Origin of the sequence: Hydrogenobaculum sp. (assembly GCF_049967395.1) — a bacterium.
Classification (GTDB): domain Bacteria; phylum Aquificota; class Aquificia; order Aquificales; family Aquificaceae; genus Hydrogenobaculum.
This window is the reverse complement of the sequence record NZ_JBMFST010000043.1, coordinates 1-13,628: the sequence shown is the minus strand read 5'-3', so window position 1 is coordinate 13,628 and position 13,628 is coordinate 1. Positions and strand designations below refer to the sequence as shown.

Here is a 13,628-nt window from a genome sequence, read left to right as displayed (position 1 = left end):
ACAGCTTAGTGTACAAGTTCACAAACACTATGAACACTTAACCGTGGCATACTTTTACCTCTGTTAAAATTTTGTTTATGTAAATCTTATATAAAAGGAGGTAAGAATATATGGTGGGAATAGAAAGGTTTCTTAGGTACAATAGATTTTGTTGAAAACTGGGAGCATAAAAAGTTAAATTATTATTGATAAAGTTTTAGGTTTTTGATATAATATATAAATTTAGAAGGGTCCGTAGCTCAGTTGGATAGAGCAAGGGATTTCTAATCCCTAGGCCGGGGGTTCGACTCCCTCCGGACCCGTTCTGATAAACATTAATTGGAGGTTAGATATGCCTATTTTAAAAGAGAGAAAATGGGAACTTATAAGAAGTTTTCAACATCACGAGAAAGATACTGGCTCACCAGAAGTGCAGATAGCTATACTAACAGAGCGTATAAACAAGCTTACAGAACACATGAAGCAAAACAAGAAGGACTTACATTCAAGACGCGGACTTATAGCTATGGTAAACAAAAGAAAGGCGCTACTTGATTATCTTAAGAGAAAAAATTATCAGAAGTATCTTGAGGTGTCTAAAAAACTTAACTTGAGAGTGAAGAATTGAGTATGATGGTAAAAGCTGAAATTGGAAACCAAGACCCAATATATATAGAAGCAAACAAATATGCCCATCAAGCGGATAGCAGCATTCTCATATCTCAAGGTGATACAAAGGTATTGGTTACCGTATGTACATCAGAAGAGCCTCTTTGCGGCATAGATTTTGCACCTTTATCAGTAGATTACAGAGAGCGTTCTTTTGCATGGGGTAAAATACCTGGAGGGTTTATAAAAAGAGAAGGAAAACCTACAGATAGAGAGGTGCTTGTATCAAGGGTTATAGATAGACCTTTAAGACCTCTGGTGCCAAAAGGCTTTTTGAATGAAATAGTGGTTACATGTCTTACGTTATCAGCAGATGATAAGTACGACCCAGATGTTTTGGCTATAACCGGAGCTTCAGCAGCTTTGATGTGCTCTTCTGTGCCTTTTGAGGGGCCTATAGCCGGCATGAGGGTTTGTAGAGTAAACGGCGAATTTGTAATAAATCCCACCTACGAGCAACGTAAAAACAGCGATATAGATATTATAATGGCTATATCAAAAGACGCTATAGTAATGGTAGAAGGGGGAGCAAAAGAAGTAGAGGAAAGCGTACTTTTAGATGCTTTGTTTTTTGGGCTTGAAAAAGGTCAATCCCTTATAAAAGCTCAAGAAGAGCTTGTAGAATCTTTAAAACCTGCGAAAAAACCCATAGGCCACGTGGGTTTACCTGATGATGCGGCAAATAAGCTAAAAGAAATTGCTTCTTCAAGGATTTTAGAGGCTTTTAATATAGAAGATAAAAAAGAAAGAGGTAAAGCTTTAAAAGACATTTATACTCAAGCAATGCAAGAATTAGGTATATCCAAAGAGCAGGAGTTTGACTTTGCAGTGTCTTTTAAAGATTTAGAAAGCCAGCTGATGAGGGAACAAATTCTAAAATCCAAAAAACGTATAGACGGTAGAAAGGAAACGGATATAAGACCAATTACCATAGAAATGCATCCACTTGAAAGACCGCACGGATCTGCCGTTTTCACAAGAGGGCAAACTCAAGCCTTAGCCACGGTGACTTTGGCACCAAAAGACGAAGCCCAGCTTGTGGAAACGATATTTGAAGGTGAGACCTTTAAAAGGTTTATGCTTCATTACAACTTTCCACCTTTTAGTACAGGAGAAGCAAGACCTTGGGGTCCTCCAAGAAGAAGAGAAATAGGCCATGGTGCTTTGGCGGAAAGAGCTTTAGAGCCTCTTTTGCCAAAAGAAGAGGATTTTCCTTACATAATAAGAGTGGTTTCAGATATTTTGGAATCTAACGGTTCAAGCTCTATGGCCACGGTGTGCGCTGGTTCTTTGGCGCTTTTTGATGCCGGTGTACCGATGAGAAAACATGTGGCTGGCATAGCTATGGGGCTTATAAAAGATGGTGATAACTTTGTCATACTTACCGATATACTTGGAGATGAAGACCACCTTGGAGATATGGATTTCAAGGTAGCTGGTACAAGGGATGGCGTAACAAGCGTTCAAATGGATATAAAGATAAAAGGTCTTAGCAAAGATATAATGGTAAAAGCTTTAAACCAAGCCAAAGAAGCAAGGATGTTTATATTAGATAAACTTTATGAAGCAATACCAGAGCCAAACAAAGAAGTATCTAAATATGCTCCAAAAGCTCAAGTGATGAAAATTCCAGAGGACAAAGTGGGTCTTGTTATAGGTCCTGCAGGAAAGAATATAAAGTATATAAAAGAGCAGTTTGGTGCAAGCGTATGGATAGATGGTTCTAACGCTTATATAAATGCACCTACAATAGAAGCTGTAAACAAGGCTGCAGATTTTATAAACTCTTTAATTCAAGAGGTAGAAGTAGGTGGTGTATACGAGGGTAAAGTGATAAGGGTAGAAAACTACGGTTTGTTTGTGGAAGTTCTACCTGGCAAAGTAGGTTTGCTACATGCATCTGCTATGACTGAAAAGCCCACCATAAACGTTGGTGATACTATAAAGGTAAAGGTTATGGCCATAGATGAGCAAAATAGATTAAACCTCTGTAGCCCAGACTATCAAAAGCCAGAAAACCAAGAAAGACCAAAGAAAGAGTATAAAAAGCCCTATCAAAAAAGATAGTTTATGGAGCTTTTAGTAAAAAAATTAAGGGAAGATGCTTATCTTCCTTTTTATGCCACTTCCGGTGCTTCTGGAATGGATCTTTTCTGCGTTGACGATGTGGTAGTGATAAGACCTTTGGAAAGGGCTTTGGTGTCTACTGGTATAGCTATAGAGCTTCCAGAGGGTTATGAAGCTCAGATAAGACCAAGAAGCGGATTGGCTCTTAAGAAGGGTGTAACTGTTTTAAACAGCCCAGGTACTATAGACCAAGACTACAGAGGTGAAATAAAAGTCATACTTATAAACTTATCTGACAAAGAAGTGATTATTGAAAAAGGTGAAAGAATAGCTCAGATGGTCATTGCTCCCGTATTAAAAGCAAAAGTAGTAGAAGCAAAAGAGCTATCTAATACAGAAAGGCAAGATGGTGGCTTTGGTTCTACAGGTATGAAATGATAAATATTCTTTCTAAATTATCGAGGAAGGAAAATCTAACAAAAGAAGATATAAGGCAAACGTTAGAATCCATTGCTTTAAACGAGGCTACAGAAGCTCAAATGGGCGCTTTCATAATGGGTATGAGGTTAAAGGGGGAAACCGTAGAAGAGATTAGCGAGATAGCAAAGTTTTTTAGAGAAAAAGCTTTAAAAGTTCCAGTGGACAATCAGGAAGAACTTTTAGATACATGCGGGACTGGTGGAGATGGAAAATCTACCTTCAACATATCAACGGCTAGCGCATTTGTTATAGCTGGTGCTGGTTTTAAAGTGGCAAAACACGGCAACAAATCTGTATCTTCAAAGTGTGGGAGCGCTGATATACTAGAGAGGCTTGGCGTAAATATAAATATACCACCAAACCATATAGCAAGATGCATAAAAGAAGTTGGTATTGGGTTTATCTATGCACCTTCTCATCACAGCGTTATGAAAAATATAGCAAAGCCAAGAAAAGAACTTGGAATAAAATCTGTTTTTAACCTCGTGGGACCTCTTTCAAATCCTGCTGGTGCTAAAAGGCAGATAATGGGTGTTTATGATATATCTTTGGTGGAAAAAATAGCTTACGTGTTAAAAGAGCTTGGTAACATAAAATCTTTTGTGTTTAGCAGTTATGATGGTATAGATGAGGTTTCTATAAGCTCAAAAACGCTTGTGGCAAAACAAACAAAAGACGATGTTGATATATTTGAGTTCGATCCTACAAAGTATGGTTTTTCTTTTAAAAATATAGAAGATATCCAAGCCGAAGATATAGAAGAAAGTTTAAGCTTGTTTAATATGGCTTTGAGCGGTAAGCCATCTACTGCTCTTGATGTAGTGCTTATAAATGCCAGCTTTGGCATTATGTCTTTTGGTGATATAGATTTTAAAGAAGCTTTGGAGATGGCGAAAGAGAGCATTTTTTCTAAAAAAGCTTTAAACAAGTTGCAAAATTTGATAGAATGTTCAAATTATATTAAATGATAAAAGTAGGCAAAGTATCTTATCTTAACACGCTTCCTATGTTTTATAATCTTTCAAACTACGAAATAATCGAAGGACACCCTTCAGAGCTTTTTAAAATGCTTGAAGAGGATAAAATAGACATAGGTATATTATCATCTGCCGTATATTTGAAAGATAAAGACAAGTATGCATACCTTGACGGCATTTCCATATCCGGTAAGGAAATGGTATGCTCTGTTTTGCTTTTTTTAAAAGAAGATTATATAAAAAATGTTTATCTTACCAAAGATTCTGTTACTTCAAGGGTGTTGACAAGGTGGTATGTAGAGGAAATTTTAAAATTAAAACCAAACTACGTGGATGACGAAGAAAAAGCAGATACAATTCTTTACATAGGCGATAAAGCTATAAAAGAGTATAGTTCTAAAACTTATAAAAGCGTTGTGGATTTAGGTGAAGAATGGTTTAAAAGATACGGTGTTGGTTTTGTTTTTGCGCTTTTTACATACAAGAAAAACTCTGTAAAATCCTTTGATAAGTTAAAAGAGGATGTAATAGATTCTATAAACTTTTTTTATGAAAAGCTGAAAAACAACTCTTTAGAAGATGAGATATTTAAAAAATATGCTTTCGTTGATACTAATTTTTTTAGGAAATACTTTCTTGAATGCCTTGATTTAGGGCTAAGAGAAGACCACAAACGCTCACTGGAAATATTTGAAGGCTTTGTGAAGCGTTTTGGCCTTACTTAACCAGCTTTTTTATACATATAAACTGGTTTTTTGTTCTCATCTATAACTATCTTTTCTACGTTTACTAAAGACGGTGCTTCATACATAATATCAGTCATGATTTTTTCTACTATAGCCCTTAACCCTCTTGCACCGGTCTTTCTTTTTATAGCTTCTTTTGCGATTTCTCTAAGAGCGCCCTCTGTGAACTCCAGCTCTATACCTTCCATTCTTAAAAGCTCTTTATACTGTTTAACTATTGCGTTCTTAGGCTCTGTGAGTATTCTTATCAAATCATCTTCTGTGAGTTCATTTAATACGCTTATAACCGGCAATCTTCCTACAAACTCAGGTATAAGTCCAAAGTTTATAAGGTCATCGGGTTCTACCTGCGATAGTATGTTGCCTTCTTCCTTGTACTTTGAAATTTCCGTTTCAAACCCTACGGTGCTCTTACCTAATCTTCTTTTTATTATATCTTCTAAGCCCACGAAAGCCCCGCCGCATATAAACAGTATATTGGTGGTGTCAAGCTGTATAAACTCTTGGTGTGGATGTTTTCTGCCACCTTGAGGTGGTACGTTTGCAATGGTTCCTTCTATGATTTTTAAAAGGGCTTGTTGTACGCCTTCACCTGAAACATCTCTTGTGATAGAGGGGTTATGACCAGATTTTTTAGCTATTTTGTCTATTTCATCTATGTATATAATACCTTTTTTGGCCTTTTCTATGTTGTAATCACAGTTTTGCAAGAGTCTTACCAAAACGTTCTCTACATCTTCTCCAACGTAACCTGCCTCTGTAAGAGTAGTGGCATCCGCTATGGCAAAGGGTACATTTAGAATTTTTGCCAACGTTTTTGCCAACAGCGTTTTACCACTTCCAGTGGGTCCTATAAGAAGTATGTTGCTTTTTTCTATGTCTGTGTCGGATTTTCTAAGTATTCTTTTGTAATGGTTATAAACTGCCACAGATAGAACCTTCTTAGCCTCATCTTGACCTATAATAAACTCGTCTAGAATTTTCTTTATCTCTTTAGGTTTTGGTATAGACCTTACCTCTTTCGCAACTTCTTCTGCTTCGTGGTGCTTTATTAGGTCCATTGCTTTTTCTACGCATTCGCTACATATGTTCATGCCATTTGGACCCGCTATCATCAACGGCACATCTTTAGAAGATTTGTTGCAAAATGAACAATAATCTTTTTTGCCAGCCATGTTAAGCCCTCTTCGTGATTACTTTGTCTATAAGCCCATAATTTTTAGCTTCTTCAGCAGACATAAAGTAATCTCTGTCTACATCTTTTTCTATTTGTCTTAAGCTTTTACCAGTGGCATTTGCCAATATGGTATTTAATATGTGTTTTATACGCTTTATCTCCTCAGCGTGTATAAGTATATCCGTAGCTTGACCTTGTACGCCTCCAAGGGGTTGGTGTATCATGATGCGAGCGTTTGGAAGTGCAAACCTTTTTCCCTTTGCGCCGGCTGCCAAAAGCACAGCTCCCATAGAAGCAGCTTGTCCTATGCATATTGTGGTTACATCTGGCTTTATATACTGCATAGTGTCGTAGATAGCAAGACCAGCTGTCACGGAACCACCGGGGGAGTTTATATACATTTGTATGTCTTTTTCAGGGTCTTGGGCTTCTAAAAACAAAAGCTGAGCTACTATGAGGTTTGCTACATGGTCATCTATAGGAAAACCAAGTATAACTATACGGTCTTGTAAAAGCCTTGAATATATATCGTAGGCTCTTTCACCACGAGGTGTTTGCTCAACTACTATTGGTACGAGTTGATCTATAATCTTCTGATAATCTTTAGCGTTACTCAACGTTTTCCTCCTTTAAAGATGTATTCTCTTTAAATTTAACCATTTCTAAAAGTTTGTCCATAGCTTTAGAAGCAAGTATGTCTTTTATAAGCACAGACTTTCTGTCTTCTCTTAAAAAGTAATTTTCTATGTTCTCTCTCAGTCTTTTTAAAGACTCTTCATCTTTTTGGTGTTCTGGTAGCATATCTTTGTAGGCTTCTACTTGCTCGTCTATATATTTCTTTATATCTTCATCTGTTACTTCTATGCCAAACTTTTTGGCGTAAGATACAAATATTGAGCGAGTTTTGGCGCTTGTGATACCTTCTTTTACAGACTTATCGTACGCCGATTTTTCTATAACTTTCAATGTTTCTTCATCAAAGGAGCTCAAATCAAACATGTTGTTTAATCTGTTTAGTTCCTCTTCATATACTAAGTTAGCGATTCTTATAGCTTCTGTTCTTGATACTTCGGTTATATCTTTATACTCTTCCAATAGGTACTTTGTAAGAGCATTTATTTTTGCCTCTTCTTTTTTGCCTTCTAGGTAGGTTTGCAGTCTTTTCTTTATGTTTTCTCTGGCTTCTTGAACATTTTCTCCAAGGTTAAGCTCTTTTGCCAATTCATCTGTTAGCTCTGGATAAACTTTCTTCTTTACAGACTCTATCTTTGCTTCTATATCTACTTTTGGTGCATTTTCATCTTCTGTTTCTTGGATTGGTACATTTTCTAGCTTCACCACATCTTGTTCTTTTTTTCCTAAAATCTCCTTGTAAAGGTCTTCTCTTAAACCTAGCTCTTTTAGTACACCGCTTAGCTTTTGATTCACTTTTTCTCCGTCTTGCTTATCTACAACGGTATAATCTATTACAACGTAATCGTCTTCTTCTATTGGTCCCTCTTTTGGCTCCAACGTGGCTTTGTCTTCTAAAGCATATTTTATTGCTTCTTCTACCATCTCATCTTTTAATTCAAAACTAGGTATTTCTAATTCTACACCTTCAAGGTCTTTTAGCTTGTCGCTTTCTATAACTGGAAATATTTCAATATAACCTTCCATTGTGAGTTTCATTTCTTTTTCTGAAAACTTGCTATTTTCCAAGTTTATTTTTATGTCCATCACGTCAAAGCCCATTTCTTTTGCGCTTTCATAGGCTTTTTTGGCAAAATCTTCTACAAGAGCTTCAAGTATGTAGTTTTTAAACTTGCTCTTTATAATCCACTCAGGAGCTTTACCTTTTCTGAAGCCATCTACCTCTGCGTTAGCCTTTAACTCATTTAAAATTGTCCTGTAAGCTTGCTCTAGCTCTTTTCCTTCTACATCAAAAGCAAAATCTCTAAATATACCTTCTTCTTTTGTTATGGTAAAAGCCATAAAACCTCCAAAAAAATTTGTTTAATGCGGATGGAGGGACTCGAACCCTCACGGGCTTTTACGCCCACAGGATCCTAAGTCCTGTGTGTCTGCCAATTTCACCACATCCGCTCTAAATTTAATATTATAGCACAAACTTGCACGTTTTAGATTTACTAAACTAAATCGGTTGTTTTTTAGTTTTTAGGCTTTTATTGCTATGACATCAATTTCTATTAGGGCGCCTTTTGGCAAAGAAGATACTTCCACCGTAGAGCGAGCCGGTTTTATGTGGACATTTGTAAAAAATTCTTCGTAAATAGCGTTTACTACTGCAAAATTTTCTAAATGGGTTAGGTATATGGTGGTTTTTATCACATCTTCTAAATTAAAACCAGCTTCTTGAAGTATGTTTTGTATGTTGGAAAGACATTGTTTTGTTTGGGATGCTATGTCTGGTTTTAGATTGCCTGCATCATCTATACCTATGCTGCCGGATACAAAAAGCATGTTGTTTATAAGTACCGCTTGGGAATAAGGCCCCAAGGGTTTTGGGGCTTTTGGTGTAAATATTTCTTTTTTCATATCTTTCTTTTTCTTCTAAGGTAAGCCGGTAAGTCTTCTTCTTCCTGAGCTTGCGGTTCTACGGCTCTTGGCTTTTCTTCTTTTTTGGGTTCTCTCTCTTGGGTTTTTATAACCTTTAAACCCTGCTGGGCTTTTACATTTTCTTCAAAATCAGTAGCTACTATAGCCACTTTTGTATTTTGACCTTCGTTTTCATTCAACACAACAGCGCCAAATATAATAAGTGCGTTGTCGTCGGCTTCTTCTCTTATTTTTGCTATAGAGGATTCTATTTCCGTAAATGGTGTGTCTTGGTTTATCCAAAGCGTTACCATAAGTCTCTTTGAACCTTTTATAGAGTTTCCTTCCAGCAACGGGCTATGCATGGCTTGTTCTACGGCGGCATCCAGCTTATCGCTATTTTTAGATGTACCTATGCCTATCAAAGATAATCCACCGTCTTGCATTATCGTTTTTACGTCTGCAAAGTCTACGTTTATTAAAGCTGGTGTGGTTACTATACTTGTTATGCCTCTAACCGCTTGAGATAGTATGTCGTCCACCATTTTGAAGGCATTTCCTATTGTAAGGTTTCTATCGGCTATATCGTGAAGCCTTTGATTGTGTATTACGATATATGTATCGCACACATCTTTTATCTTTTGTAGCCCTTCTTCTGCTGCTTGAGCTCTTTTGGGACCTTCAAAGTTGAAGGGTTTTGTGCATACGCATACAGTAAGTATGTTCATCTCTTTTGCCGCTTGGGCTATAACAGGAGCTGCCCCTGTGCCTGTGCCACCTCCAAGACCTACCGCTATAAACAACATATCGGTGTCTCTCAAGATCTCTTTTATCTTGTCCAAATCTTCTAAAGCCGCTTGTTCTCCTACTTCTGGTCTTGCACCGGCTCCTAAGCCTCTGGTTATTTTTTCACCTATTTGTAGCTTGTTTGGGACAGCTAGCGTGCTAAGGTGTTGGATATCTGTATTTAAAGCGTACAATTCAACATTTTCTATACCGTCAAGATACATCCTATTAACAGCGTTGCAACCACCACCGCCTACGCCAAACACCTTAATTTTTGTAGGATTTATAAAATCCATATACACCTCCTAAATATTGCTCAGTAATTAGTATATCATAAAAACGTCGTTGCTATTTTTATGACTTAAAAAAACTTGAAATTTTTTTTGCTTATGGTATAATAGTATTGTTATCTGGGGTAGCTCAACCGGCAGAGCGGGTGGCTGTTAACCACCAGGTTGGGGGTTCGAGCCCCTCCCCCAGAGCTTAAATGGATTTTAAAGATTTTTGAATGTACGTTATCTCGTATTGAGCATTCTCTTTCAAAATCAATTTTTTAATATGAAAATCTTCTAAAGATTTACGGTGAGCAACGCTTATTATAGTTAGATTTTTAAGCTTTTCTAATAAAAGGCTGTAAAGATGTATCTCTTTTTCTTCGTTTAAGGCGCTTGTGGACTCATCCATAAAAAGCCAATCTGGTGAATGAAGCAGCACTCTTGCTATGTTTAGACTTTGCTGTTCGCCGGGAGAGAGCACCTGAGACCACAAGTTTTTGGTGTTTAAATCTTTTGAAAGATAAGAAAGTCCTACCATATCCAAAAGTTCTTCCAAATACTCGTTTGGTACGGCTTTACCGTCTGTGGAAGGGTATAAAAGTATCTCCCTTAGGCTTCCGTATGGAAAATAAGGTTTTTGAGGTAAAAACATATGATTTGGTGGCAATTTTATAGTGCCTTCTCCAAAGGGCCATATACCGGCTATAGCTCTTATGAGTGTAGATTTGCCTACGCCTGACGGCCCCATTATGATGGTGTGCTCTTTTTTTTCTATCGTTAAATTTAAATCCTTCACTATGAGCTTTTCAGAATAAGGTATTTTTATGCTTAGATGCTCTATAGCAAGCTTGTCTTGGCTTGGCAAAATAGATATCTTGCTTTGGCGCTGAGAGGTTTCTATGGCTTTTATGTTTTTCTCGAAGGTTCTAAGTCTATCTACCACAGAATACCATGTGGCTATTGAGGAATAAGAGTTTACTATAAAAGATAAAGACGATTGGACTTGACCAAAAGCACTGGCTATCTGCATTACATCCCCAAGCTGTATCTTTTTGGCAAAAAACCTTGGTGCTGCCACAAGTATTGGAAATATTATGGCTATTTGATTGTATCCAGATGTAAACCATCCAAGCATCTTCTGTCTTACCATTATCTGCCAGTAGTTTTGAAATACGTATCTAAACGTGTCCATGAGATTTTGATGCTCTTTTTCCTCTGCGTTTAAAAGGGCTACGGACTCTGAATTTTCTCTTATCCTTATCAAGGCAAACCTAAAGTTTGCTTCAAACATCTGTTGGTCAAAGTTTAGCTTAACAAGGGGTTTACCGATTTTAGCGGTTATATAAGTACCTGCTATAGCGTATATTATAGCTGCCCAAACCATATAAGCAGGTATTGTGATTTTAATATGAAAAGCATTAAAACTTATAGGACCAGATATTACCCAAAGCATTCCAACAAACGAGAAAAACGTCACTACGGAGCTCATTAGTCCAAGGAATAGACTAAGGCTTTGGCTTATGAAGGCGTTTACGTCATCTGCTATACGCTGGTCTGGGTTGTCGGTGTTTTGCTCTATTACTTGCATGTGGTAAAATTTTTTGTTGCTTACCCATTTTGATATGTAAAAAGATGTAAGCCAAGCTCTCCATTTTATTTGAAGCATCTGTTGAAGATATGTAGCGTAGACTGCCGATACTATAAAAAGCGTTGCCAATACGCTAAACTCTAAGAGCGCTTTCCAAAAGCCTTTTTCGTCAAAGTGCTGCAATGCATCATAAAACACTTTGTACCATTTTGTAAAAAGCACATTTAAAAACACTTGAAAAAGGTTTAAAAAAATTATCACAAAAAACAAGAGCCACGCTTTCTTTTTTTCTTCCGAATGAAGCCAATAGGGTTTTAATATGTTAAAGAAGTCTTTCCAGAACGTTTTGTCTAATTTACTTATGCTACTGTCCATCTTATCTAATTTTAACATTTTTACATGAAATTAGTATGAATTTGGGCTTATAAGGACTGTATCTTTATCTATGACTTTGCCGGTGATGAAGGTTTTTGGATTGTCAAGGGGTTGTAGTCTTACAAACTTGCCAAGATATCCGTTTTGCATAGCTTTTGCTCTTGTAGTAATCCTTATATAGCCGTTGTCGTATATTACTCTTACGATGTCTCCATACCTTATAACAGGTACCATGCTTATCATAGAAGTCCTTATGGGTTCTCCTATCCCTATATTTTGCAAAGCGGTAGCCCCTATCACTTGACGTTTTGATACTACCAAGTTTTGAGGCACAAATCTAATATATTTGACAGTGCTTTTAATGTCGTTTTTTGTAATGATCTGTCCCCTTGTGATAAGCTTTTTTGCAACTATAACAGGCACTCTCCACTCTATATAAGCTATGGCGTTGTAGGTTCTTTGAAGTATGTTGTTTGAATTTATGTTTATGCTAGCGTAAGCATCTGGGCTAAGAGGCGGTATCCTAAGGCTTACCGATATATCTTTTGAATCTACCGTAAAAGGTTTATAAACAAAGCAGTTTACAGAATCTACTTTTATATTTTTGCCGTATTGCTTTTCAATCTCTTTTTTAACAAGCTTTTCAACATAACTTTGACTAAAAACTATCTCTTTTGAAAAGCCCAAAAAAGGTAGAAAAATTAATAAAACAAAAACGCTATAAAAGGCTTTTTTCATTAACCAGTGTAGAGGTTTGTCGCCGTAGAAAGCATGGTATCTGCTGCGGTTATTCCCTTAGCGTTAAATTGATATGCTCTTTCAGCTACTATAAGGTTTACCATTTCATTTACTATATTTACGTTAGATGCTTCTACATAGCCAGATAGAAGAGTGCCAAGCCCTTGAGTACCTGGGTTTGATACTATGGGATTTCCAGAGGCTTGGGTTTGTTCATATAAATTGTTGCCTATTCTTTTTAAGCCAGCTGGATTTACGAAGTTTGCCAGTTGAAGCTGACCTACCACTTGAACTCCTTGCTGACCTGGTATTGTAACAGCTACCGTACCATCTGGCCCTATATTTACAGAGGTGGCGTTTGGAGGTATTGTGATTTGAGGTTGTATAAGGTATCCGTCTGCTGTAACAAGGTCTCCGTTGGCATCCAATTGAAGCTGTCCATTTCTGGTGTATGCTATGGTTCCATCTGGCATAGCCACTTGGAAAAAGCCGTTTCCTTGTATAGCTACATCAAGAGGATTGCCGGTTTGTTGGACGTTTCCTTGGGTAAATATACCGTAAGTCCCGTCTATGTAGGCACCAAGCCCAAGCTGATATCCTATAGGGTTTTGGGAGTTTTGGGAGGTTTCCATGCCCGGGTCTTTTACAGTTTGATATACGAGGTCATCAAATACAGGTTGAAGCTGCTTATAACCTACCGTATCTACATTTGCCATGTTGTTTGATATGATATCAAGGTTTTGTTGCTGTGCTGTCATACCAGCTGCCGATGTCCACATAGCCCTAAACATATATCATTACCTCCAATCTTTAAATATATAACATACTTTCAAGTTTTCAATGCTTTTAGTATAAAGTCATAGCATTTAGCATAACCTGTTGTGGTCCATTGCTATAACAGTTTACTGGATTAAATAATTTTGGAAATGCATTTGCTATTTGGCTTAGTATTGCATAGTTAAAGTTTATTGAGGCATGGCCGCCTACACTAAAACTACCAAGGTTGTTTGCATACATAGCTCCATTTATTTGACTATCCCCTATGATAAAGTTTGCTAAGAACGATGCCATGATTAGGCCGTTGAATTGAGTTGTGCCTGACATAGAAATGTTCATGCTTGCGTTTGTTCCTATGCCAGATATAGCTACTACTGGTTCTGTAGCTGTCCCCACATCTCTGTTGCCATTCACCCCAGATATAGATAACCCGCCATTTCCATACAATAGACCACC

At 37.2% G+C, this 13,628-nt stretch carries 13 protein-coding genes, 3 tRNA genes and 1 pseudogene; 7 read left to right on the top strand and 10 right to left on the bottom strand.

Annotated features, from left to right (window positions below):
• The first annotated feature begins 228 nt into the window (after positions 1-228).
• The 6 genes from ACP5S8_RS06520 (at position 229) to ACP5S8_RS06495 (ending at position 4,897) form a co-directional block, all read left to right on the top strand.
• A tRNA-Arg gene (locus ACP5S8_RS06520) sits at positions 229-302 on the top strand.
• 29 nt (positions 303-331) lie between these two features.
• The gene (rpsO, locus tag ACP5S8_RS06515) at positions 332-607 is read left to right on the top strand and encodes a 30S ribosomal protein S15 (RefSeq protein WP_461876167.1); all 276 of its coding nucleotides are present in this window, start codon (positions 332-334) and stop codon (positions 605-607) included.
• Between the two features lie 2 nt (positions 608-609).
• A complete protein-coding gene (locus tag ACP5S8_RS06510; protein WP_461876166.1) occupies positions 610-2,715 on the top strand; it encodes a polyribonucleotide nucleotidyltransferase in 2,106 nt (701 codons plus the stop codon).
• Positions 2,716-2,718: 3 nt separating this feature from the next.
• Positions 2,719-3,153 carry a dUTP diphosphatase gene (dut, locus tag ACP5S8_RS06505; RefSeq protein WP_461870371.1) on the top strand — a complete coding sequence of 145 codons (435 nt, stop codon included), beginning with the start codon at positions 2,719-2,721 and terminating at the stop codon, positions 3,151-3,153.
• Positions 3,150-4,163: an anthranilate phosphoribosyltransferase gene (gene trpD, locus ACP5S8_RS06500; RefSeq protein WP_461876165.1), complete on the top strand. Its 1,014-nt coding sequence runs from the start codon at positions 3,150-3,152 to the stop codon at positions 4,161-4,163. The genes dut and trpD overlap by 4 nt, the downstream gene beginning before the upstream one ends.
• The gene (locus tag ACP5S8_RS06495) at positions 4,160-4,897 is read left to right on the top strand and encodes a menaquinone biosynthesis protein (RefSeq protein WP_461870373.1); all 738 of its coding nucleotides are present in this window, start codon (positions 4,160-4,162) and stop codon (positions 4,895-4,897) included. The genes trpD and ACP5S8_RS06495 overlap by 4 nt, the downstream gene beginning before the upstream one ends.
• On the opposite strand, the gene clpX is transcribed toward ACP5S8_RS06495, so the two are convergent.
• The 6 genes from clpX to ftsZ all read right to left on the bottom strand — a co-directional run bounded on the left by clpX (position 4,894) and on the right by ftsZ (position 9,715).
• Positions 4,894-6,093 carry an ATP-dependent Clp protease ATP-binding subunit ClpX gene (gene clpX / locus ACP5S8_RS06490; RefSeq protein WP_461876164.1) on the bottom strand — a complete coding sequence of 400 codons (1,200 nt, stop codon included), beginning with the start codon at positions 6,091-6,093 and terminating at the stop codon, positions 4,894-4,896. The genes ACP5S8_RS06495 and clpX overlap by 4 nt on opposite strands.
• Before the next feature lies 1 nt (position 6,094).
• Entirely contained in the window at positions 6,095-6,712 is a 618-nt protein-coding gene (gene clpP, locus ACP5S8_RS06485) for an ATP-dependent Clp endopeptidase proteolytic subunit ClpP (RefSeq protein ID WP_461876163.1), read from the bottom strand.
• Positions 6,705-8,069 (bottom strand): trigger factor, encoded by a 1,365-nt coding sequence (locus ACP5S8_RS06480; RefSeq protein ID WP_461876162.1) that lies wholly within the window; start codon positions 8,067-8,069, stop codon positions 6,705-6,707. The genes clpP and ACP5S8_RS06480 overlap by 8 nt, the downstream gene beginning before the upstream one ends.
• A 25-nt stretch (positions 8,070-8,094) precedes the next feature.
• Positions 8,095-8,180 (bottom strand) — tRNA-Leu (locus ACP5S8_RS06475).
• 72 nt (positions 8,181-8,252) lie between these two features.
• Complete coding sequence (locus ACP5S8_RS06470) at positions 8,253-8,633, bottom strand: RidA family protein (RefSeq protein ID WP_461870377.1); 381 nt, start codon at positions 8,631-8,633, stop codon at positions 8,253-8,255.
• Positions 8,630-9,715, bottom strand: coding sequence for a cell division protein FtsZ (gene ftsZ, locus ACP5S8_RS06465; protein ID WP_461870378.1), 1,086 nt, complete (start codon positions 9,713-9,715; stop codon positions 8,630-8,632). Before ftsZ ends, ACP5S8_RS06470 begins: the two co-directional genes overlap by 4 nt.
• A gap of 113 nt (positions 9,716-9,828) precedes the next feature.
• Here ftsZ and ACP5S8_RS06460 point away from each other — a divergent pair.
• Positions 9,829-9,901: transfer RNA gene (locus ACP5S8_RS06460), tRNA-Asn, on the top strand.
• Position 9,902: 1 nt separating this feature from the next.
• Here ACP5S8_RS06460 and ACP5S8_RS06455 read toward each other — a convergent pair.
• The 4 genes and pseudogenes from ACP5S8_RS06455 to ACP5S8_RS06440 all read right to left on the bottom strand — a co-directional run.
• Positions 9,903-11,657, bottom strand: a complete 1,755-nt coding sequence (locus tag ACP5S8_RS06455) for an ABC transporter ATP-binding protein/permease (RefSeq protein WP_461876161.1) — start codon at positions 11,655-11,657, stop codon at positions 9,903-9,905.
• A gap of 30 nt (positions 11,658-11,687) precedes the next feature.
• Positions 11,688-12,395, bottom strand: coding sequence for a flagellar basal body P-ring formation chaperone FlgA (flgA, locus tag ACP5S8_RS06450; protein ID WP_461876160.1), 708 nt, complete (start codon positions 12,393-12,395; stop codon positions 11,688-11,690).
• Complete coding sequence (gene flgG / locus ACP5S8_RS06445) at positions 12,395-13,186, bottom strand: flagellar basal-body rod protein FlgG (protein WP_461876159.1); 792 nt, start codon at positions 13,184-13,186, stop codon at positions 12,395-12,397. The genes flgA and flgG overlap by 1 nt, the downstream gene beginning before the upstream one ends.
• A 55-nt stretch (positions 13,187-13,241) precedes the next feature.
• Positions 13,242-13,628 (bottom strand): annotated as a pseudogene (locus ACP5S8_RS06440) (hypothetical protein); the annotation flags it as partial.